General features: G+C 66.6%; 14 protein-coding genes and 1 tRNA gene. 7 read left to right on the top strand and 8 right to left on the bottom strand.

The features are described 5' to 3' along the window. Position 1: 1 nt before the first annotated feature. A complete protein-coding gene (locus ACTODO_RS04395) occupies positions 2-265 on the top strand; it encodes a Txe/YoeB family addiction module toxin (protein ID WP_003791867.1) in 264 nt (87 codons plus the stop codon). Between the two features lie 108 nt (positions 266-373). On the opposite strand, the gene ACTODO_RS04390 is transcribed toward ACTODO_RS04395, so the two are convergent. Then, positions 374-2,065: a methyltransferase gene (locus ACTODO_RS04390; RefSeq protein WP_003791866.1), complete on the bottom strand. Its 1,692-nt coding sequence runs from the start codon at positions 2,063-2,065 to the stop codon at positions 374-376. 78 nt (positions 2,066-2,143) lie between these two features. Between ACTODO_RS04390 and ACTODO_RS04385 the strand changes: the two genes are divergently transcribed. Together ACTODO_RS04385 and ACTODO_RS04380 are read left to right on the top strand one after the other, a co-directional pair. Next, on the top strand, positions 2,144-3,112 hold the full coding sequence (locus tag ACTODO_RS04385; protein WP_003791863.1) for a DUF808 domain-containing protein: 969 nt from the start codon (positions 2,144-2,146) through the stop codon (positions 3,110-3,112). A gap of 162 nt (positions 3,113-3,274) precedes the next feature. Further along, on the top strand, positions 3,275-3,958 hold the full coding sequence (locus ACTODO_RS04380) for a superoxide dismutase (protein ID WP_003791861.1): 684 nt from the start codon (positions 3,275-3,277) through the stop codon (positions 3,956-3,958). Positions 3,959-5,254: 1,296 nt separating this feature from the next. Here the strand turns inward: ACTODO_RS04380 and ACTODO_RS04375 are convergent. Next, complete coding sequence (locus ACTODO_RS04375) at positions 5,255-6,316, bottom strand: YeiH family protein (RefSeq protein WP_003791859.1); 1,062 nt, start codon at positions 6,314-6,316, stop codon at positions 5,255-5,257. Between the two features lie 88 nt (positions 6,317-6,404). On the opposite strand from ACTODO_RS04375, the gene ACTODO_RS04370 reads away from it, so the two are divergent. Beyond that, positions 6,405-7,310 carry a LysR family transcriptional regulator gene (locus ACTODO_RS04370; protein WP_050749180.1) on the top strand — a complete coding sequence of 302 codons (906 nt, stop codon included), beginning with the start codon at positions 6,405-6,407 and terminating at the stop codon, positions 7,308-7,310. Positions 7,311-7,764: 454 nt separating this feature from the next. Here ACTODO_RS04370 and ACTODO_RS04365 read toward each other — a convergent pair. After that, a tRNA-Ser gene (locus tag ACTODO_RS04365) sits at positions 7,765-7,854 on the bottom strand. A gap of 224 nt (positions 7,855-8,078) precedes the next feature. On the opposite strand from ACTODO_RS04365, the gene ACTODO_RS04360 reads away from it, so the two are divergent. Beyond that, entirely contained in the window at positions 8,079-10,079 is a 2,001-nt protein-coding gene (locus ACTODO_RS04360; RefSeq protein ID WP_003791856.1) for an OPT family oligopeptide transporter, read from the top strand. A gap of 299 nt (positions 10,080-10,378) precedes the next feature. After that, entirely contained in the window at positions 10,379-12,007 is a 1,629-nt protein-coding gene (locus ACTODO_RS04355) for a glycoside hydrolase family 2 TIM barrel-domain containing protein (protein WP_050749179.1), read from the top strand. Positions 12,008-12,058: 51 nt separating this feature from the next. Here the strand turns inward: ACTODO_RS04355 and ACTODO_RS04350 are convergent, their stop codons facing one another. The 5 genes from ACTODO_RS04350 to modA all read right to left on the bottom strand — a co-directional run bounded on the left by ACTODO_RS04350 (position 12,059) and on the right by modA (position 21,269). Then, positions 12,059-13,168 (bottom strand): permease prefix domain 1-containing protein, encoded by a 1,110-nt coding sequence (locus tag ACTODO_RS04350; protein ID WP_003791850.1) that lies wholly within the window; start codon positions 13,166-13,168, stop codon positions 12,059-12,061. After that, entirely contained in the window at positions 13,165-13,494 is a 330-nt protein-coding gene (locus ACTODO_RS04345; protein ID WP_003791847.1) for a PadR family transcriptional regulator, read from the bottom strand. Before ACTODO_RS04345 ends, ACTODO_RS04350 begins: the two co-directional genes overlap by 4 nt. Before the next feature lie 117 nt (positions 13,495-13,611). Further along, positions 13,612-18,180 carry an acyl-CoA dehydratase activase-related protein gene (locus ACTODO_RS04340; protein WP_003791846.1) on the bottom strand — a complete coding sequence of 1,523 codons (4,569 nt, stop codon included), beginning with the start codon at positions 18,178-18,180 and terminating at the stop codon, positions 13,612-13,614. Between the two features lie 218 nt (positions 18,181-18,398). After that, the gene (locus tag ACTODO_RS04335) at positions 18,399-20,459 is read right to left on the bottom strand and encodes an ABC transporter permease (protein WP_003791842.1); all 2,061 of its coding nucleotides are present in this window, start codon (positions 20,457-20,459) and stop codon (positions 18,399-18,401) included. Between the two features lie 9 nt (positions 20,460-20,468). Further along, on the bottom strand, positions 20,469-21,269 hold the full coding sequence (gene modA, locus ACTODO_RS04330; RefSeq protein ID WP_003791840.1) for a molybdate ABC transporter substrate-binding protein: 801 nt from the start codon (positions 21,267-21,269) through the stop codon (positions 20,469-20,471). A gap of 342 nt (positions 21,270-21,611) precedes the next feature. On the opposite strand from modA, the gene ACTODO_RS04325 reads away from it, so the two are divergent. Continuing rightward, positions 21,612-22,124 carry a molybdopterin-binding protein gene (locus tag ACTODO_RS04325; protein WP_003791836.1) on the top strand — a complete coding sequence of 171 codons (513 nt, stop codon included), beginning with the start codon at positions 21,612-21,614 and terminating at the stop codon, positions 22,122-22,124. Positions 22,125-22,137 lie beyond the last annotated feature (13 nt).

The following is a 22,137-nucleotide window of genomic DNA, read 5'->3' as shown; positions in this document are numbered from 1 at the left end:
GATGCTCAAAGTCGTGTGGACCCCACACGCCTGGAACGACTACGTCTGGTGGCAGTTCGAGGATCGCAAGACCCTCACGCGCATCAACGCCCTCATTGCGGATATCCAGCGCAACGGGAACGAGGGCATCGGCAAGCCTGAGCCTCTCCGCTACGAATACACCGGCTTTTGGTCGCGCCGGATCGACGGACGTAACAGATTGGTTTATCGCATCACCGAAGATACGGTCGAAATCGTTGCCTGCCGCTTCCACTACGGCCAGTAGCATTCACGAGGCCCCGGCTGAATCCACCCCAAAAGACAAGTAACAAAACCTCGACGCCAGGCACCGCGACTGCCCCCGCAGCCGCGGCGCCTGCGCACACAACAACAATCAGTACGTCAGGAATCCCCAGCGGATCAGGTCACGCAGGGGCGCCTCAATCTCGGCCCGCACGTCGTCGGCGTCCGCCTCGGTCAGCATCGCGACGGCCGCCGCGATCTGCCCGACCGTCAGCTCGGCGTCCGAAGCGCCCACAACCGCCGACACCGACGACGAGACGGGCACGGAACGGCCCAGTCCCCCACCCTGGTGCATGATGAGCAGCTCCGGGTCGGGGCTTCCCGGCACGTAGTGGCGCTCCTCGCGCACGTCCGAGGCGCGCGTCAGCGCGGTGTCCCACAGCTCCGGGGCGCGCAGGGAGGCCAGCGCCCAAGCCACGTCGCGCCCGCGAGGGGCGTGCCCATCAAGGGACAGGTCGTAGGCGCGCTTGCCACCCGAAGCGGCCTCGGCCTCGTCGAGCCTGCGCAGCGCCACGAAGCCCATGCCGATCGCACCCGTACCCACGCGGCGGAAGTCAGCCAGCCACGAGGTGAAGGCGCGCTCGTAGTCGGCGCGGGCCAAGAGCTGACCGCCCGAGTCGCGGATCCACATGTCCACGTAGCGCGCCGGGTCGAGGACGTCGCGCTGGACGACCCACGCGTCCACCGGCAGGCCGTCGAGCCACGAATCCACGCGCCACGACCACTGCGTGTCGGGGTTGCGGTCAGCGGGGATCTCCCAGTTGGCGAGCATCTGCAGGGTGCCGCCCGCGTTCATGCACGCGGGCGCGCCGCGCAGGACCGCGCGGATCAGGTTGTCTCGGTCCATGCCGCCGTCGCGGTACTCGAGCAGGCCGGCCGCGCCACGCACCGAGTCCGGTGTGATGACGAAAGGCGGGTTGGTGACGATGAGGTCGAAGGTTTCGCCCTCGACGGGCTCGAAGAGGGAGCCCTCGCGCACGTCGATGACAGCCTCGTTGAGGGCGGCGTTGAACTGGGTGAGCGCGCACGCGCGCGACGACAGATCTGTGGCGACGACGCGGTCGGCGTGCGTGGCCAGGTAGAGGGCCTGAATGCCACAGCCGCAACCCACGTCGAGAGCCGAATCAACCTGCTCACGCACCGTCATCTCCAGCAGCGTCAGGGTCGCGCCGCCGATGCCAAGCACGTGGTCGTCGGACAGGGGCTTGCCGGTCTGCACCTCCGCCAGGTCCGAGGCCACCCACCACTCGTGGTCGCCACCCGGCAGCGTCGCAGCGTGGGGGCGCAGGTCAAAGAGGGCTCGCATCCACGGATCTTCCTCGACCTCGGGCTCGGGGGCCTCCTCGTCGGGGTCGCGCATCGTCGGCACGCTCGTCGTCTTCGGGGACGAGGACTCCTCCCGCTCCTCCTCGGGTTCACGCTTGGGCGCGCCGCCCGCACGGGGCATGACGAGCGCGGAGGCGGCCTCGGCCTCGTCGATGGTGGCCGCGAGGCCGAGGGACTCCAGGCCGTGCGCGCCCAGCGTCGGTAGGGCCTCGTTCAGGGCCGAGGCGCGCTCAGGCAGGCCGAGGATGAAGAAGCGCGTGAGGACCGCAGCGGGGTCGGTCGCGCCCGCGAGCTCGACAAGGGCGGGCAGTCGCGAGTCGCGCATGAGGGCGGAGAGCGCGCCCTCGCTGATCAAGGTCTGAAGATTCTCAACGGTCCACGTCGAGGCGATCACGTCGGCGCGCAGGCAGCCAATCAGGTTACGGTCGAGGGCGGGGACGGGTACGGAAGTCGTCATGACTCAAGCCTATCCCCACGCGTACAATGCGCGGGTACCCAACCAGGAGCCTCACGCCCCTCTCAGAGGAGGAAACCCATGTCCGGTGGACTTGTCGCGCTGCTCGACGATATCGCGACCCTCGCAAAGGTCACGGCCTCGTCGATCGACGACGTCGCGGCCAACGCCGTCAAGGCCTCCTCGAAGGCGGTGGGCGTCGTCATCGACGACACCACGGTGACGCCCCAGTATGTGTCGGGCCTGAGCCCGGCACGCGAGCTGCCCATCATCGGCAAGATCGCGCGCGGTTCCCTCATCAACAAGCTGTTCATCATCCTGCCGATCGCGCTCCTACTGACGTGGCTGGCCCCGCAGGTCCTCCCATTCCTGCTGATCGTCGGCGGTGCATACCTGTGTTTCGAGGGCGGCGAGAAGGTCCTCGAGAAGCTCGGCTGGCTGCCCGGCCACCACGAGGAGCACGACGAGGGTGGCGCCACCTCCGGAGAGGAACTCGAGAAGGGCATCGTCGCCTCCGCGACCCGCACCGACTTGATCCTCAGCGCCGAAATCATGCTCGTATCCATGGCCGGCCTGTCCAACGAAACCGGTGTCATGCGCGTCGCCGTCCTCATCGCGGTCGCGTTCTTCATGACGTTCTTCGTGTACGGCCTCGTCGCCCTACTCGTGAAGGCGGACGACTTCGGCCTCCACCTCGCCAAGGGCGCACTGGATCCCGAGGACAATCGCCCCGGCCCCGTCGACAACGTGGGCCGCACGATCGTGCGCATCATGCCGCACGTCTTCAACACGATCGGCGTCGTCGGCACGGTCGCGATGCTCTGGGTCGGCGGCCACCTGGTCATCGAGAACCTCGCCGAGGTCGGCGTGCCCGTCTTCCACCACATCCTCGAAGTCGCCGAACATGCGGTGTCCGCCGCGGGCGGTTTCGCGACCTGGCTGGTCGAGACTCTCCTGTCCGGCATCTTCGGCGTCATCCTGGGTGCCGTCATCGCGTGGATCGTCGTCGGCGCTTCCGCACTCGTGCGTCGGGCGCGCACGAAGGTCTGATCGTCTGTCGTTTCACGAGGCCGGGGCGTCGTCGCGAGACCCAGCCCCGGCCTCGTCGTTGATCGCACTGTGCGAAAGGTGACGCATAACCCCTACGCAAGGCGGGACTTAAGTACTACCCTTGGAGTCAACAGACAAACGACGACGCCCAGGAGGAGCATCATGACCGTCTACACCCTGCCCGAACTTCCCTACGATTACGCCGCTCTCGAGCCCCACATCTCCGGCCGCATCATGGAGCTACACCACTCCAAGCACCACGCCAACTACGTGGCCGGCGCGAACGCCGCCCTCGAGAAGCTGGCCGCCGCCCGCGAGTCCGGCGACTTCGCCGCGATCAACCTGTGGGAGAAGAACCTGGCCTTCAACCTGGGCGGTCACACCAACCACTCCATCTTCTGGACCAACATGACCGGCGAGGGCGCCTCGCGCCCCGAGGGTGAGCTCGGCGCCGCCATCGACGAGTTCTTCGGCTCCTTCGAGTCCTTCCAGGCACAGTTCGCCGCCGCCGCCCTGGGCCTGCAGGGCTCCGGCTGGGCCGTCCTCGCGTGGGACACCGTCGGCAAGCGCCTCGTGACCTACCAGATGACCGACCAGCAGGGCAACATCCCGGTCGCAACCGTTCCGCTGCTCATGATCGACATGTGGGAGCACGCCTTCTACCTGGATTACCTCAACGTCAAGGCCGACTACGTCAAGGCCTGGTGGAACCTGGTGAACTGGGAGAACGTCGCCTCCCGTTTCCAGGCCGCCCGCCTGTCCTCCGGCCTGGTAAACGCCCACTCCGCGCTGACCGACCTGGGCGCCCACGCGGTCGACACCGTCAAGGGCTGGTGGAAGAACTGAGCGTTCGCGCCTGACGCGACCGCGGCCGTTGTCACCGAGCTGAGGCTCGGGCACTGATGGTCCAGCGCGGGCTTTCCTGCGCCGACGGCGCGGCCACCGCACGCAACGAGAGGCGGGATCCTTCGGGGTCCCGCCTCCGTCGCATCACTGGAGATGCGACAGACACCGGCTGCCAGGACCGCGGCACAACACAACTCGCCCGGCGGGATCCCACGACTGCTGCTCCGCGACAAAGTTCGCCCAACACGCCTGAAAACAGCGTTTTTCGTCCATATTGGGCTTGCGGGGCGAACTTTATCGCGCTCGCACTCAATCAGACCGAGCAGGCGACAAATTTCGCGCGCAGCGCGCAGAAACATGGCGACGATGAAACCAACGACACCACTGCTCACCCCAAACAAGGCACCGCTGAAACCGACGACACCTCTGCGCCCGAAAAACGCACCAAAAACGCCCATTTTTCGCCACAAAGGCGACGGTGGTTTCAAACCCACACAGGCACAAGCGAGCAAAGGCGATGGCGGTTTCAGACCACCGGGCCATCTGGCTGACCGCGCATCGGCCCACCTATACGCACGCGGGCCCTGAAGCCATGTCCGGCCCCGCCATTTCACACCTGGTCTCTCTCACCCGCACGTGGGCCCGATGACCTGCACCTGGGCCCTACAACCCGCACGTGGACCCGATGAGATGAGCGTGGGCAGCCCCGCCCACGTGCAGGTCTAGGGGTTTACGTGCGCACCAAGGGGTCAACGCGCATGGTCAGAGGTTCGCGTACAAACAACACTCCGCGACAGACACCGTTGTACCCAAAACACAGACCACCTCGCCCACAACACCCCGATTTTCAGCGTTTTTCACCGAGGTGGTCTGCACTTTGGCGAGCACACCGACCCACGTCGCAGCCTCACCACCACCAAACGGGGAAATGACGTCATTAGAGATCCGACACGCCGGCGACACGCCGACAGCCAGCTTCTAATGCTGCCAAACCCCCACCACTGACGTCGAAATGAGCAGAGGTTCGGAAGATTCAACCTCATCGGGAGGACTCAACCCGATCAGAAGGGGTTGAATCCTCCCGATCGGGTGTAGGTCTCGCCGTAACAAGGACTTTCATGAATGTGGAGGAGGCATGCCTGCCTGACTGAGCGACCGGTGGGCAACCGCGTTACAAACGTCGTCAAACCGGAGCAATTTGAAGAGCCTTGCGAGGACTTCTATTACAAACGTCGTCAATCTAAGCCAAAAAACCACCGTTTGCGGCGCGTAGTGACGCCCTGGTGCCAGCCATGTTCAGCCGGCGAGGGTGACTCCGCAATAGGCGATGGTGGCGACGAGGAGGGTGGAGAGCGCGGCCAGGGCGAAGGGTTTGAGGCCCACCTTGATGAGGTTCCGAATCTTGACGCCGCAGCCGAGTCCGAACATCGCTGCAGCCAGCAACCCTGTCTGCAGCAGCCCGCCGGTCGTCAGCACGAAGTCCGGCAGAGGGATAAAGGAACGCAGGAGCACCATGGCGATGAACCCGATGATGAACAGCGGGACGATGGGCGGCAGCTTCGAACTCGACCTCTGTTGACTGGGTTCGCCTGCCGTACGGCTGAGACGGCGCTCCCGGATGCTGAGGATGGCCACGACCGGGGCGAGCAGCAGCACTCGGGCGAGTTTGACGATGACCGCGACCGTGAGCGCTCCGCCGCCGATGATGCCTCCGGCCGCGACGACTTGCGCGATTTCATGGATGGAACCCCCGGCCCACATCCCGGCCGTCTCGGAGTCCAGGCCAAGCAGGTTCGTGAGCAGTGGGACGAGGGGAATCATCAGCGTTCCGAAGATCACCACGAGGGCGACCGCGGTGATGGTGTCTTCCTCGGCCTCGTCGTCCGGGTCGGTGACCCCTGCCGCGCCCGCCACGGCTGCCGCGCCGCAGATGGAGAATCCGCAGGCAATGAGCAGCGAGAGCCCGGATGGAACCCGCAGCAGCCTCCCCAGGAGAACGGTGCCAAGCAGACCGCCGGCGACAATGCACACGACGACGACCAGCATTGGGGCTCCGAGGTCGAGGATGTCGGTCAGTACCAGCTGGAGTCCGAGGAAGACGATGCCGGCGCGCAGGAGCTTTTTCGCGGAGAAGTCGATGCCGTCGGAGGCCGCTGCTGGCAGCCGGACGACGTTGGCCAGGAGTACGCCAAGCACGATCGCGATAATGAGCGGGCTGACTCCCGGCAGCAGCAGGCTGACCCCGTACGATGCTCCGGCCGCGGCCAGGCAGAGGACAAGCCCGGGCAGGAGCGCGCGGACTCGGGCAAGCAGCGTGTGTTCCGGTCGGGCAGTGGCAATGTTCTGGGTCTGTGTCATGCATCCATTATTTCCTGGGACTCGCTTGCGCGAGTAGAGGCAGATACGGTCCGCTATACAAGTTATGCTTGTGGCTGGGAGGCGGAAGATGCACTACGAGCCGGACTTGGAGGCACTGCGAGTCTTGGCGCTCGTCGCGAAGGAAAGCAGCATGTCGGCGGCAAGCGCGCAGTTGGGCGTGAGTCAGCAGGCGATATCTCTGCGCATCCGGAACCTGGAAAAAGATCTGCGCATGCGACTGCTGGTGCGTTCCGCACGGGGCTCCCGACTGACTCCGGCAGGCGAGCTGGTTGTTGGCTGGGGAACAACGCTGCTGACAGCGGCCGACGAGTTCTCGGATGCTGTCAACTCGCTCCGCACGGATCGCGGGAAGATGATGCGCATCGCCGCGAGCCTCACGATCGCAGAACACCTCCTACCGGATTGGATCGCCCGGTGGCGCATCTCTCACGGCAATGACGGCCCGGTCGTTCAAGTCACAGCCGCCAACAGCAGCACGGTCGTCGAGGCCATACGCGAGGGAACCGCAGACCTCGGGCTCGTCGAGACCCCTGTCGTTCCCGCCGGCCTCCGGTCGGTCACCGTCGCTTACGACACCATCGAAGTCGTTGTGCAGCACGGTCACCGATGGGCGAAGACCCGCCGGGTGTCCGTCCGTGAACTGGCGGGCACTGGGTTGGTGCTCCGCGAGACCGGCAGCGGCACCCGACAAGCGCTCGAGAACGCCCTCACCGAGGCGGGCTTTCCCCTCGCAGCCGAGCCCGCAGCCGTGCTGACGACCACGCTCGGCGTTCGCAGCGCGATTATGGCCGGCATAGCCCCCGGCGCGTTGAGCTCCCTCGCCGTGTCCGAGGACGCCCGCGCCGGCCGACTCGTGCGAGTTCGGATCAACAATCTCCAGATCACCCGCCCGCTCACCGCCATCTGGGCCGGGACGACTCCGCCCCCTCACATACGGGACTTCCTGGACGTCATCGCGCGAACTGACCGGTAACGACCATTTTCAGCCAAAAAGCCATCAGATTGACGACGTTTGTAACAACACACACCAGACCACCCCAAAAACTCAACACACGAGACCCCCGTGACGCCCACAGGAGGCGGCGGGGCCTGGCCAAACAACAAGCCAACGCACCGAGCAACATCAGAGACCTGGCACCACTGGTGTGGAGGGCGCCGGAGGGCACCGGAGGGACCTGCCGCGGTGCCGGTGGGCGGTGGCGAGGCCTGGCCCCAGGCTGACCACTCACAGCGACAAGCCCCACTGGTGTGGAGGGCGCCGGAGGGTCCGGAGGGCACGGGCGGGCTTCGAGGCGCGGCGCCGAACGACGTGAGGCCGCCTAGCCTCGCGGGCGGCCGGGGCTTCCGGCACCCGGAACACCAGCGGCAGCACAACACGTCACGTAGGCATAACAAAACCGCCCGGCCCCAATGGGGCCGGGCGGCAGTGGCGGTAGCGCTGGGATTTGAACCCAGGGTGGCTGTGACACCACACAGCATTTCGAGTGCTGCACCTTCGGCCGCTCGGACACGCTACCCTACCCGGATAGTCTACTACGCCCTCCCCTGCGCACGCAAATCGACCGGGCGGGCTGGGAGCAGGGCCACAACCCCGAAAGCTCACACGGAACACGCACAACGAGCACGACCTCGGCATTTAGAACGGTTGAAAACGAGATTAAGTAACCGCATACCATTCACGCCCACTCATAAATGCACTACTCTTGCAGGGTATCTATTCAAGGCAGCGAAAGGATTTTTCGTGTCTGCGCCAAACGCGACGAAGCAAACGTCGCTCAAAGAACTGACCCTCCGCGGCATCATCCTCGGCGGAATTATTACGCTGCTGTTCACGGCCGCGAACGTCTACCTGGGTCTGAAGGTCGGCCTGACGTTTGCGACGTCGATCCCGGCAGCCGTCATCTCGATGGCGGTTCTGCGCTTCTGGGGCGACCACACAGTCCAGGAGAACAACATCGTCCAGACCATCGCTTCGGCGGCCGGCACGCTGTCGGCGGTCATCTTCGTTCTCCCCGGCCTCGTGATTGTCGGCTGGTGGAGCGGCTTCCCCTACTGGGAGACCATGTTCGTGTGTGCGGTCGGCGGTGCGCTGGGCGTCATGTACTCGATCCCCCTGCGCCGCGCGCTCGTGACCGGCTCGGACCTGCCCTACCCGGAGGGCGTGGCAGGCGCCGAGATTCTGAAGGTCGGCGACGCCCAGGACGCGGGCGAGGACAACAAGCGTGGCCTCCTGGCCATCACGTGGGGCGCCCTGGCCTCGGCCGCGATGGCGCTTCTGGGCTACATGAAGGTTGTGGCCTCCGAGGTTGGCACGGCCTTCAAGTTCGGCTCGACAGGCACGATGATCTCCACCTCTCTGTCCCTCGCTCTGATCGGCGTGGGCCACCTGGTCGGCATGACGGTCGGCATCGCGATGCTGATCGGCATGGTCACCTCCTACGGTGTCCTACTGCCCCTGTACGCGAACGGCCAGCTGGACGGCGCGGATGATCTGACCTCGGCCCTGTCCACGGTCTTCAAGTCGGACGTGCGCTTCATCGGCGCGGGCGTCATGGCGGTCGCCGCTATCTGGACGCTCATCAAGATCATGGGTCCGATCGCCCGCGGAATGTCCGAGTCGCTGCGCGCCTCGCGCGGCGCAAAGGAAGAGGGCGCTCAGATCGACCGCACCGAGCAGGATATCCCCGGCAAGTGGGTCATCGTCTCCATCTTCGTGGCCATGATTCCGATCGCTGGCCTGCTGTGGTGGTTCATGCGCGGCACGCAGATCGAGCACAACACGGCTGTTCTGATCGCTATTTCGGTGCTCTTCATTCTGCTCGTCGGCCTGCTGGTCGCGGCGGTCTGCGGTTACATGGCCGGCCTCATCGGCTCGTCGAATTCGCCGGTTTCCGGCGTCGGCCTGCTGGTTGTCGTCATCACGGCGGTCGTCATCCTGGCGGTGCACGGCCGCGGCTCGACCACGGAAGAGAACACGGCGCTCATCGCCTACACGCTGTTCACCTCGGCTATCGTCTTCTGTATTGCGACGATCGCGAACGATAACCTGCAGGACCTCAAGACGGGCCAGCTGGTGGGCGCGACCCCGTGGAAGCAGCAGGTCGCCCTGATCATCGGCGTCGTCTTCGGCGCGCTGATCATTCCCCCGGTCCTGGAGCTCATGCAGAACTCTTTCGGCTTCCAGGGTGCTCCCGGCGCCGGCCCCGACGCGCTGGCGGCCCCGCAGGCCTCGCTGATTTCCTCGCTCGCCAAGGGCGTGCTCGGCGGCGGCATCGACTGGAAGCTCCTGGGTATCGGCGCTGCGATCGGCGTTGTCGTCATCATCATTGACGAGGTTCTGCGCCCCGCTTCGAAGGGCAAGCTCGCCCTGCCTCCGCTGGCGGTCGGCATGGGCATTTACCTGCCCGCTTCGCTGACGGTCCTGATCCCGATCGGCGCGTTCATCGGCTTCCTGTACAACAGGTGGGCTGACAAGCAGGCGGACGTGGAGCGCGCGAAGCGCTTCGGCACGCTGGCTGCGACCGGCCTGATCGTCGGCGAGTCCCTGTTCGGCGTCGTCTACGCGGGCATCGCGGGCGCGACGGGCTCGGAGTCGCCGCTGGCGCTGCCGTTCATCGGCGATGGCTTCACCCCCGTTGCGAACGTGCTGGGCCTGTTGTTCTTCGCGGGCGCGACGTGGCTGCTCTACGGCTTCGCCCGTAAGATCACGCGCAACTCGGATCGCGAGTCCGCCGCGAAGTAAGCACGCAGTAAGCGCAGGGGTAGCCTCGCTGCGCATCACCCCCGGCCTCGTTCCTACTCTCAGGGACGAGGCCGGGGTTCGTTATGCGCACCCCCGAGGGACAAGGCCGGGGTTCGTTATGCCGTCCCACAACCTCCCGACAACGAGGCATTTTTGTCCATCCGCGTGACCATAAATCCCAGAATGTGGTCACCATCCCACTTGTCACCCGTAGATATTCCGCATGTCAATGCATATTTACCTTTATTTCAAAAAACAATGCCATTTCATGACTAATGATTAAATGGTACTTTTATTACATGAAACATATCCCGGAACCAGACGTCGTGTGGCTGCGGGACCCCGGGGCGTCGGTGAACCGCCTGACGGTGCACTCGACGTGGAGGTCGCGCAGGCCGCTTCAAATGCTGTCGAGCACCTGGCAGGTTACCGGTGCCACTGGCACCGCTTCGGAGCTGATTCGTTGTGCTCCCACTCATCAGAATTTCAGCGCGACGTCTGTGCCCGGCGTCCTCGAGCTGGACGGCTCGTGGATGCGCGGTGAGGGTCAGGCCCGCGAGGAGGACGCCTCCCGTGTCGGCGACGAAGAGCCCTCCGACCTGGTGCACGCCTCGATTCTGCGCCGCGAGTTCATCTTCGATGCCCCATTGAAGGAGGCGCTTGAGCGCGGCTGGATGATGACGCTGACTTTCGGCGGCTTCTCCGGCCCTCTCTACGCGTGGGTTGATGGAACGTTCGTTGGTTTCTGCGCGGACGGTTTCATTCCTGCGGCCTTCGACGTGACCGGCGCGTTGCAGCCTACTCACTCGCATACGCTCGTCGTGTTGCTGATGGATTCGCCGGTGTACTGCCACGGTTTGTTCCGCGAGGTGTCGTTGGAGGCCAGGCCTCCGGCGCACATCGTGGACGTGGTGCCGGTGACGTCCCACGATGGTCGCGCGGGCGCGCTGACGCTGCGGGTTGAAACGACGGGCGGTGTCGAGGTTCACGCCGCGCTCGTGAACGAGACCGAGCAGGAGAGGCTGTGGTCTGCGGTCGCTTCTCCTGATGAGGTTGTGACCGCGCGGGGTCTGGACGTGATCCCGTGGAGCGCGGAGGAGCCGGCGCTGTACCGGCTGATCGTGACGCTGCGCGACGAGGAGGGAGTCAAGGACACGGTCTCCCTTGACCTCGGCTTCCGCGACGTTGAGGCGACCTCCCAGGGGGTGAGCCTGGCGGGCAAGGCGCTGGCCCTGCGGGGAGTGACCCGCAACGAGTGCGACGGGCGCACGGGCCTGGCCGTCAACATCCCGGAGATGCTCGACGACATCGTGTGGTGTAAGCGCCACGGCGTCAACACGGTCGTGATCGCTGACGCGCCCGGGCACGCCCGATTCCTGGATCTGGCCGACGAGTACGGCCTGTACGTCATCGACTGCGCGTCAAACCTGTACGGCCCGGGGGTGGCACGCAACGAGGCCATTGAGGCCGCGATACGTCGGGATCGCGCGCACCCGAGCGTCATCGCCTGGGCGATCGGGGACGAGGAGGACGAGGTCCGCGCCGCCCACGCTCTCGATCCGACGCGCCCGGAGTACTCCCAGGCGCGTTTCCCGGACCTGCGCAAGGTGCGAGGCGAGGAGTTGCACTACGCGCCGGTGACGGTGGCGCCCTCGTATTCGGGGGTGACGGTACGCAACCACATGACGTTCACGTCCACATCGGATCTGGAGTTCCTGTGCCACGTGGTCGAGGAAGGCCACGTCACGTGGGAGTACCCGGCGTTCCTGGACGTCGCGCCCGGCGAGACGGGGTTCTTCCCGGTGGAGTGGCCGGCCTCGGGCATGCGCGAGGTGTCGGTGCGACTGTCCTACGGCACGGGGTGGGCTCCGGCGGGCTTCGAGATCGGACGAGGCTTCATGCCTGCCCCGCCTCAGGGGCTTCGGTAGGCAGCCCGCGGCGCGGAGGCGGCCACCGGGAACCGTCCCCCGCGCCACCGCCTACTGGGGACCGGCCTTGGCACGGCGGACCGACGTCCGCGCTGCGGCGAAGACCCCGAACAGCAGTCCTGAGATGGGGAAGAGCACCCACGACTTGTCCCACTGGTTGAAGACGGCCCCCCACACGAAGTAAGCGACGATGACGCACGGCCAGTAGACGCTGGCGACGATCCCGATGACGGGGTCGCGGTAGTTCTCTTCGTTGTAGTCGTACTCTTGGCGGCCGTCGCGGATGAGGGTCTGCTGCGTTTGCACGGCCCAGTTGGCGGGCAGGAAGATCCACAGGCCGAGCGCCACAAGCACCACCGACAGCGCCAGGGCGAGCTCGGACAGGTCGCCGCCGTTGAGCGTCCCGTTGTCGGCGCCCGCTGGCACGCCCATGCCGACGCCGATGGGCGGCAGCGCTTGGACCACTGCGAGTGGCAGCGCTGCGCAGATCCACAGTCCGACGGCGATGGCGAGGCGCCGCATACGCCGGTCCTCGTGCTCGAGCCGCAGTCTGGCCGCCCACGCCGTGACGATGGGGTCGGGCGTAAACTCCAGGTCCACCAGGTGTTTGACGTTGGTGAACAACCGTGACCTGGTCAGCAGCATGATGACGCCGAGGGCGACGAGGGGCAGGTCTACGGCCAGGGCGAGGAAGGTGGCCGTGTCCTCGTTGAAGGGGACGAGGCCTGTCTCCGACAGTCCCCGGAACGCGAACAGGGGGATGCCCGTCGAGACCAGGATGGCGACGCTGAGTCCCAGGCTGGCGGCCCCGCGTCTGCGCGCCTCGGCGAGTTCTTGCGCCTCGGGCAGTGTGACGCGGGGCCGGCTCGGGGCCCCGACCCCCTCGGTCCCGGCCGGCGCAGGGGCGGCCTCCGGCTGGGGCGCCTTCTCAGCGGCGGTGAGGTCGTCGGCGATGCCGAGAACGGGCGCGATCTCCTGGAGGTTCCCGAAGTCGGTGATGACACGGCCGACCGCCTCGTTGTGCGTCATGCCGGAGGCGATGGCGTCGGCGTAGGCGTCCTCCATCATGGCGCGCAGTTCGACTTTGGCGTCGGTCAGTCGTGTCGAGGCTGGGTAGGGTGCGAACATGGCGTCGAGGAAATTGTCGATGGTGTCCATCATTCTCTTCCTTCCACGAAGCGGTCGACGAGGTTCTTGGTGTCGGCCCATTCCGCGATCTTGTCGTTGAGGTAGGCCTGGCCGGTAGGGCCCAGGCGGTAGTATGTGCGGGTCTTGCCCGATTCTGAGACACCCTGGTAGGACTCGGTGACCCCTTGCCCTTCCAGTCGTTTGAGCGCTGAGTAGAGGGTCGTCTGCTTGATGGCGTACTGCCCCTGAGACACCTGGCTGATGGTCTTGGCCAGCTCGTAGGCGTAGGACGGGCGTTCGCGCAGCAGCCCCAGCACGATGAGGTCAATGTATCCCCTGATCGCGTCGGCACTGATCATCGATTCCTCCTTCCGTTCACGAGGCCGTGGCTGGGCACTCCCAACCACACGACAAACATAGCACGTCTGTCGTAGTACGCCAAGGGAAGTAAAGGCGGAGTGCGCGGCTGCTGCGACCTAGCGGAACGCGGCCCTCCTACGGGGGATGGTGGGCATTCCGAGCATGACCGCTCCCAAGCCACCGGGCGGCTCCTCCGCGTCCACGAGGTGCAGGACGTCGCCATCGCGCGCGTCGGGGGATTGCAGGGCGGTGGCCAGCATCAGCTTGATGCGGTTGAGCTGGTTGACTTCCGAGGCTCCCGGGTCGTAGTCGACGGCCACGATGTTGGCCTCGGGGTAGCGGGTGCGCAGCGCGCGGAACATGCCCTTGCCGACGACGTGGTTGGGCAGGCACGCGAAGGGCTGGGCGCAGATGATGTTCGGGCAGCCGTGTTCGATCATGTCGACCATTTCGGCGGTCAGGTACCAGCCTTCGCCGGCCTGGTTGCCCAGGCGCGCGATGTCCTGGGAGCGCGCAATCATCTCTTCGATGGGCCGGTGCGCCTCAAACTTTCCGTTCGTCGCCGCAAACGCGCGGTGCACGGGCTTCTCGTACTTCTTGAGAGCCCACAGCACGATCGGCATGATGTAGCGCTGCTTGCCCTCGATACCCAGGTTCTCCTTGTCCCACGCGGCGGTGGCCACGGAGTTGTGGAAGAACTGCATGAGGCCGGGCAACTCCGCCTCGCAGCCCTCGGCCTCGATGACGTCGACGGCGTGGTTGTTGGCGTCGGGGTGGAACTTCACGAGGATCTCGCCGACCAGGCCGACGCGCGGCTTGCGCGGAATGTCGCGCAGGGGCAGAGCGTCGAAGGCGCGCACGCACTCGCGGATGATCTTTGAGTACGAGGTGCGCCCACCCAGGGCGGCGACGCGTCCGGAGGAGATCCACTCCTGGACGTAGCCGTCCCACGTGCGGTACAGGTCCATCGCGGAGCCGGGTTCGACCTCGTAGGGGCGTACGCGCAGGAGCATCGACTGGATGGCGTCGCCGATGACGAAGGCCTGGATGGCCTTGTGGATGTGGGTGACGCCCAGGCGGAAGCCGGGGTTGTCTTCGAAGCCCTGGACGGACAGGGCGATGACGGGGACCTGCGGGTATCCGGCGTCACGCAGGCCCTTACGCAGCAGGGCCGCGTAGTTGCTGGCGCGGCACATGCCGCCCGTCTGCGTGATGCCGACGGCCGTGCGGTCGGGGTCGGAGCGCCCGGAAACAAACTCGTCGAGGAGCTGACCGATGACAACGATCGCCGGGTAGCACGAGTCGTTGTTGACATATTTCAGGCCGACCTCCATGGAGGTGCGGCTCGTGTGCTCCAGCACGCGCACCTTCAGGCCCGCGCTCGCGAACAGCGGGGTGAGGAAGCGGAAGTGGATCGGGGACATCTGGGGCGCGAGGATCTCGTATCCGGCCTCGCGCATCTCCTCGGTGAAGACGGCGCGGGGCTGGATGTGCCCGGCCTCCTCCTCGCGGGCGGCGTCGCCGGAGGGATCGCGCAGGGTGGCGGTGTCGACGGAACCCGACACCAGGCCCACGGACGAGGCGGGGGCCAGTTCCGCTCGATCCGCTCCGTTTTCGCCGTCCCCGTCCCCGGCCTCGTCGATCGCGGAGCCGAGGGAGGCGCGCTCGGCGATGGCGGCGTCGAGGGAGCGCAGGCGGATCTTGGCGGCACCCAGGTTGGAGACCTCGTCGATCTTGAGGACGGTGTGTACGTCGCCGCGGCCCTCGAGGATCTCCTGGACCTGGTCGGCGGTGATCGCGTCGACGCCGCAGCCGAAGGAGTTGAGCTGGACCATCTCGAGGTCGGGTTCGTCTCCGACGCGAGCGGCGGCCTCGTAGAGGCGCGAGTGGTAGGACCACTGGTCGAGGACGCGCAGGGGGCGCTCGAGTCGCGCGTCCACGATGGAGTCCTCGGTGAGGACGGCCATACCCAGGCCCACGATGACCTCGGGGATGCCGTGGTTGATCTCGGGGTCGAGGTGGTAGGGGCGGCCCGCGAGCACGATACCGCGCACGCCGTGCTCCCGCATCCACTCGATGGTTTCGACGCCCTTCGCACGGATCTCGGCCTTGACGGCGGCGTCCTCCTCCCAAGCTTTGTCGAGGGCGGCCTTCATCTCCTCGACCGGAATGTCGTAGCCGTATTCCTTGAAGGTCTTAGACAGGTGGGCGGGCAGGTACTCGCGGTTGCCGAAGTTGACGAAGGGGCTGATGAACTGAGTGCCCGGATCCAAGAGGCGCTCCATGTTGTTGCGGATGACCTCGGGGTAGGTCGCCACGATGGGGCAGTTGAAGGAGTTTTCGGACTCGGTGAGCTTCTGCTCGAAGTCAACGCAGGGGTAGAAGATCGTCGTGATGCCCTTGTCCAGCAGGGACTCGATGTGCCCGTGGACGAGCTTGGCGGGGTAGCACACGTTCTCCGAGGGGATGGACTCCATGCCGGTTTCGAAGAGGTCGTGGTTGGAGCGGCCCGAGATCATGACGCGGAAACCCAGCTCGGTGAGCATCGTGAACCAGAAGGGGTAGTTCTCGTACATGCCGAGCACACGCGGGATGCCGATGTCGCCCCGGAACGCCTTTTTCTCGGTGAGGCGGCGGTATCCGAAGATCCGCTTGTACTTCCAGTCGTAGAGGTTGGGCAGGTCGGACCTCTTCGGCACGCGCTCCAGGGATGCACCGCGCTCGCAGCGGTTGCCCGACACGTGGCGCTCGCCGTTGGAGAAGGTCGAGATGGTCATCTGGCAGTGGTTTTGGCACAGGCGGCAGGTCTTGCGCGTGGTGTCGACGCCGAAGCCCTCAAGGGCCTCGATCGTCGCGAGCGTCGAGGTCCCCTCCCCCGTGTCGTGCATGCGCGCGGTCAGGGCGGCGCCGTACGCGCCCATGAGGCCGGCGATGTCGGGGCGCACCACCTCTCGCCCCGTGAGGAGCTCGAAGGCGCGCAGGACGGAGTCGTTGAGGAATGTGCCGCCCTGGACGACGACCTTCTCCCCCAGGTCGGAGGGATCCTTGAGCTTGATGACCTTGTAGAGGGCGTTGCGCACGACGGAGTAGGACAGGCCGGCGCTGATGTCGCGCACGTCCGCGCCTTCCTTCTGTGCCTGCTTGACGGAGGAGTTCATGAACACCGTGCAGCGGGTGCCCAGGTCCACGGGAGATTCGGACTCCATGGCCATGCGCGCAAAGGTTCGCACGTCGGTGCCCATCGTCTGCGCGAAGGTCTGCAGGAAGGAACCGCAGCCCGAGGAGCAGGCCTCGTTGACGGAAATGGAGTCCACAGCATGGTCGCGGATGCGCAGGTACTTCATGTCCTGGCCGCCGATGTCGATGACGGAGGTGACGCCGGGGCAGATGAACTCGGCGGCCCGGTAGTGGGCCATCGTCTCGATCTCGCCCTCGTCCAGGGTGAGGGCGGACTTCACCAGGCCCTCGCCGTATCCCGTGGAGCAGGAGCGCCCAATCTCGCAGCCCTGCGGCAGCGCGCCGCGCACCGCTCGCACGATGTCGACGGCGGCCGCGACAGGGTCGCCCTCGTTGGAGGCGTAGTGGGTGAAGACGATGCGGTCGCAAGAGTCAATGACGACGGCCTTGATCGTGGTCGAGCCCGCGTCGATGCCGAGCCAGCAGCGACCCTGGGCCTCGTCGAGGCTGGCCTTGGGGATGACGTCGAGGCTGTGGCGGGCCACGAACTCGTCGCGGTCTTCGGGGGAGGCGAAGAGCGGGTCCATGCGCGGGGATTCGACCTGGACGGGGGCGGCGGCGAGGCGTTCCATGAGGGTGGTGAGCTTGTCACCGCGGGAGTCGACGGAGGTGGCACCGGACTCCTCGGACTGGCGTTGCCTCTTGGCAGCCTCCTTGTCGGCCAGCAGGGCCGCACCAATCGCAACGTAGAGCTGGGCGTCGTCGGGGGTGACGAAGGCGTCGGCCTTGGGCAGGAGGGCCTTGTAGGCCTCGCGCAGGGCGGGCAGGAAGTGCAGGGGCCCGCCCAGGAACATGACGGTGCCTCGGATCGGTCGCCCGCAGGCCAGGCCCGCGATCGTCTGGGTGGCGACCGCGTTGAAGATGGATGCGGCCAGGTCTTCGTGCGCGGCTCCCTGGTTGATGAGCGGCTGGATGTCGGACTTGGCGAAGACGCCGCAGCGCGAGGCGATCGGGTAGAGCTGGGTGTGGCGGGTCGCCATCTCGCCCAGGCCCGCGGCGTCCGTGTGCAGGAGGGTTGCCATCTGGTCGATGAAGGCGCCGGTGCCGCCCGCGCAGGTGCCGTTCATGCGCTGCTCGGGGGTGGGGTGCAGGTAGGTGAGCTTGGCGTCCTCGCCGCCCAGCTCGATAACGACGTCGACTTCGGGGTGGAGGCGCTGGGTGGCCTCGGTGCCGGCGATGACCTCCTGCACGAAGGGGATACCCATGGCGCGCGCCGTGGTCAGGCCGCCGGAACCCGTGATGGCAGCGTGGACGCGGGCGCCGGGCAGGGCGCGATCGACATCGGCGAGAAGGGCTCCCAGGGATGCGCGCACGTCCGCGTTGTGTCGCCGGTAGTCGGAGAAGAGGCGGCGGTTTCCGTCCAGGACGACGGCCTTGACCGTCGTCGAGCCGACGTCGATGCCGAGCTGATAGGGGCGTATTGCCTCGTGATGACCCTGTGTTGTCATGAGGTACCTCCTGGGTTCTCACCACAACTTAGGAAACCCCTTTCGCAGAGTCAAAACTGTCCACCGCCGAGGACGGGACGGCAACTAAAACCGCAGAATAACCGAGAAAATGGGTCGCCTTGTGCGTTTTGGAGGACCAGATCCCACTCATGCGAAAACCAAAAATTACAACATATGAAGCGTGACAAAATTCGCGCCACCGTCAGGCAGTGAAACGATCAGGAGCCGGGCGCAATAGGGATCGCGCGGACCTGGGTGGCCTTCACGCTCGCCCAGAGGCGATCACCGACGCCGAGGCCCAGCTCGGACCACGCGGAGGCGGTGACTCGGGCACTCACCGACACACCCTCCGCGAGCGCGACGCGCACGCTCACGAGGGAGCCATCGACATCGATGCCCGCGACGACGCCGGGCAGGACGGAACGCGGCGAGGCGTGGGCCTCCTCGCGGGACAGGGCCACGGCCTCGGGCGGGAAGGTGAGGGCGACGCGCGCTGACTGCTCGCCAGGGGCAACGCTGTCGCAAGCCGCCCACAGCGCTCCCTCGCCGACGCGCACGCCAACCATGCCGGGTCCGCTAATCGCCTCGCCGGTGACGATGTTGAGGCCAGCCAGGCGTGCGGCGAACACCGAGGAGGGCGAGGCGAGGATGCGCGCGGGTTCCCCTTCCTCGACAACGCGGCCGTCCCCCATGATGATCATGCGCGAGGCCAGGGCCAGGACCTCGGCAATGTCGTGAGAGACGAGGAGGGTGGTGATGCCCGACTGGCTCAGGCGTTCGCGCAAGACGGCGGAGACCTGGGCGGTGGCCTCGACGTCGAGGGCGGCTGTGGGTTCGTCGAGGATGAGCACGTCGGGCCGGAAGGCAAGGGCTCGGGCGATGGCGACGCGGGCGGCCTGCCCGCCGGAGAGGTCGGAGGCGCACCTGTGGGCGAGGTCGGCGATGCCGACGGCGCGCAGCTGGTCGGTGGCGGTGGCCCGGGCCTGGGCGCGTCCGACGCCGCGCACCCGCAGCGGGAACGCGACGTTGGCGAGGACGCTCATGTGCGTGAAGATGCGGGGCGCCTGGGAGACCATGGCGACGCCGCGTCGGCGCGCGGGCACGAAAGTTGAGGCGTCCTCGACGGTGCGTCCCCCGATGGTGACTTCCCCGCGCTCGAGGCGCAGGGTTCCGGCGACGACCTGGGCGAGGGTGGACTTTCCGGCTCCGTTGTGGCCGACCACGGCGGTGACGAGGCCCGCCTCCAGGCTGGCCTGCACCTCCCAGCCGCGCTGGGCGATCGTTCCGGCGACGCGCACGGGCACGGGTTCACTCGGGGCGTTTTCGGCCGAGGCCCCTTCGCCGGTGACGGGGGCCTGTTCACTCGGTGCACGATCGGGGGCGAGGGCCTCCCGAGAGGGCGTCCGGTCGGCCGTCCCCTCGGCACCGGCGCCCTCTGCCCGCCTCGTGGCCCCGCGCAGGGGGGAAGCCCCGCGCAGCAGGGAGGCAACGCGTCCCCAGGGGGTTTCTGTGAGCGCGACGACGAGGAGCGCGACGGCGAGCAGGACGACGCCGAGCGCGAGGGCCAAGTCCGCGTCGGATTCTCGGGCGAGGTAGATCTGCAGGGGCATCGTACGGGTGACTCCCTGCATGGACCCCGCGAAGGTGAGGGTGGCTCCGAACTCTCCGAGGCATCGGGCCAGCGCCAGGGCAGTGCCGCGTCCGAGGCCGGGCAGGACGGTGGGGAGTGTGATCTGCCAGAAGACGCGCGTGGGGGATGCGCCCAGGGAGGAGGCCATCTCCTCGAGCCCCGGCTCGCGTGCGCGGAGGGCGGATTCGAGCGTGACGATGAGGAAGGGGAGGGACACGAAGACCTGGGCGATGACGACGGCGGTCGTCGTGAAGGCGATGTCGAGGCCGGCCCCGCCGAGCAGCACGCCGAGCGTGGAGCGCCTGCCGAAGGCGGCGAGCAGGGCGATGCCGGCGACGACGGGTGGGAGGGAGAGGGGCAGTGCGACGAGGATGCGGGCGGCGCGCACGCCCCGCCACGAGCGCGACAGGAGGAGGGCGGCGGGCACGCCGAGGATCAGGTCAACCCCGAGGGCGAGGAGGCAGGTGCGCAGGGACAGGGCGAGGGCGGAGGCCGCCTGGTCGGTGGCGAGGGTGGCGGCGAGGTCGGCCCAGTTGACGCGCCCGAGCATGAAGAGGAGGGGCAGAGCCAGGAAGAGGAGGGCGAGCGCGCCGAGGCCCCCCGCCCACAGGGGCAGGGGGCTCACGGCGGGGGCGCGGCGCGTGTTCACGCGTCGATGCTACTTCGCTGCGGGCGCGAAGCCGGCGCGTTCGAGGACGGCCTGTCCCTCGGCGGAGAGGACCAGGTCGATCCACTTCTGTCCGAGTTCCTTGTTGGCCGAGGCGGACACGAGCGCGATCGGGTACTTGTTGACGGCCTCGTCGGCGCCCTGGATCGGGACGGTGTCGACGGCGTCGCCTTCGGCCAGCGCGTCCGTCTTGTAGACGATTCCGGCGTCGGCCTGGCCGGAGGAGACCTTGCCGCGCACGTCGGTGACGGCCTGTTCCTCGGAGACGGGGTTCAGGGTGATGCCGAGCTTCTCGGTGAGGGTCTTGGTGAGCTTGCCGCAGGGGACCTCGGGGGCGCACACGACGAGCTTGACACCGTCGAGGGAGGAGTCCAGGCCGGTCACGCCCGCCGGGTTGCCGGGCGTGGTAATGAGGGTGAGGGTGTTGGTGACGAAGATGGTCTGGGTATCGACCTGGTTGGCGTCGGCGGCCTTCTTCATGGTCGACTCGTTGGCGGTGGCCAGGACGTCCACGTCGGCTCCCTCGCCGAGCTGGGTGACAAGGTCCTGGGAGCCTGCGAAGTTGAAGCGAACATCGACGCCGGGGTTGGCGGCTTCGAAGGTCTTCTCGAGCTCGCCGAAGGTTTCGGTCAGCGAGGCGGCGGCGTAGACGTTGAGGACGGTTTCCTTGGCGGGCGCTCGGGTGGCCTGGGACGAGGCGGTGGCGTCGGTCGCGGGGCTCGTCCCGCCAGTGCAGGCGGCGAGGGCCAGGGCGGCGGCGCCGAGGACGGGTAGGACACGCAGGGAATGCACGCGAGTCTCCTTTTGAGTGGGGATGGGACGCGTTTAATCTAACAAGGGGCATTATCGCCTCGCAACGGTTCGTCAGAGCGCACCCAAGTTGTCACTTTTGCTTTTAATTCCGAGGAAAGACAGAAAGTTATTTAACTTGCTTTCACCCATAATAAAACAGGGTATGTCGCCACACTCAGGCCACTCCAATCGCATATCAACACACTCAAGCATCCAGACACCCCTTTTCCCTCGGGCGACGCGCGCACAAAATCACCTCACACTCATGCCCGCCCTCAGCCCCGCCTCCACAGCAGGAAGGGACTAGGATCACATTTGTACGCATCATTATCGGAGGACACCATGCCCAAGCCCGTCGACTACGACCTCAGCCAGATCAGCGCCCATGTCATCACCTATTCGGACCGCATCCAGCGCGGCACGAAGGAGGACCGGGCGACCCCCGCCTGCACGGCAGCGCTCGCCGAGGCAGGCCTGGGCCCAGTGACGGTCGCGGCGATCCCCGAAAGCGCCGACATCCTCGAGACGGAGATTCGCGACGCGCTCGAGGCCGGCGCACGCTTCATCCTAGTCCTGGGTGGCTCGGGTTTCGGCGTGCGCAACTACGCGCCCGAGGTTGTCCGCTCAATCGTCGAGGTCGAGATCCCGGGCATCGCCGAGCAGATCCGCGCCCACGGCCTCGCCAACACTCCCCTGTCGGGTCTGTCCCGAGAGGTCGTCGGCGTGACCGCGCGCGACTCCTCGGGCGCACTCATCATCTCCTCTCCCGGCTCGCGAGGCGGCGCGCTCGACACCCTCGAGGTGGTCACACCGCTGCTCCCCGCGATCTTCCACCAGCTCGACGAACAGCGCTAATCCAACAAGCAGC

This window comes from Schaalia dentiphila ATCC 17982 (assembly GCF_000154225.1).
Taxonomy (GTDB): domain Bacteria; phylum Actinomycetota; class Actinomycetes; order Actinomycetales; family Actinomycetaceae; genus Pauljensenia; species Pauljensenia dentiphila.
This window is presented reverse-complemented; position numbering and strand designations above follow the sequence as displayed.

Bases quoted from the DNA above. Each gene is read 5' to 3' on its own strand.
- ACTODO_RS04395 (WP_003791867.1), top strand. From the start codon at position 2: ATGCTCAAAGTCGTGTGGACCCCACACGCCTGGAACGACTACGTCTGG.
- ACTODO_RS04390 (WP_003791866.1), bottom strand. From the start codon at position 2,065: ATGACGACTTCCGTACCCGTCCCCGCCCTCGACCGTAACCTGATTGGC.
- ACTODO_RS04385 (WP_003791863.1), top strand. From the start codon at position 2,144: ATGTCCGGTGGACTTGTCGCGCTGCTCGACGATATCGCGACCCTCGCA.
- ACTODO_RS04380 (WP_003791861.1), top strand. From the start codon at position 3,275: ATGACCGTCTACACCCTGCCCGAACTTCCCTACGATTACGCCGCTCTC.
- ACTODO_RS04375 (WP_003791859.1), bottom strand. From the start codon at position 6,316: ATGACACAGACCCAGAACATTGCCACTGCCCGACCGGAACACACGCTG.
- ACTODO_RS04370 (WP_050749180.1), top strand. From the start codon at position 6,405: ATGCACTACGAGCCGGACTTGGAGGCACTGCGAGTCTTGGCGCTCGTC.
- ACTODO_RS04355 (WP_050749179.1), top strand. From the start codon at position 10,379: ATGAAACATATCCCGGAACCAGACGTCGTGTGGCTGCGGGACCCCGGG.
- ACTODO_RS04350 (WP_003791850.1), bottom strand. From the start codon at position 13,168: ATGATGGACACCATCGACAATTTCCTCGACGCCATGTTCGCACCCTAC.
- ACTODO_RS04345 (WP_003791847.1), bottom strand. From the start codon at position 13,494: ATGATCAGTGCCGACGCGATCAGGGGATACATTGACCTCATCGTGCTG.
- ACTODO_RS04340 (WP_003791846.1), bottom strand. From the start codon at position 18,180: ATGACAACACAGGGTCATCACGAGGCAATACGCCCCTATCAGCTCGGC.
- ACTODO_RS04325 (WP_003791836.1), top strand. From the start codon at position 21,612: ATGCCCAAGCCCGTCGACTACGACCTCAGCCAGATCAGCGCCCATGTC.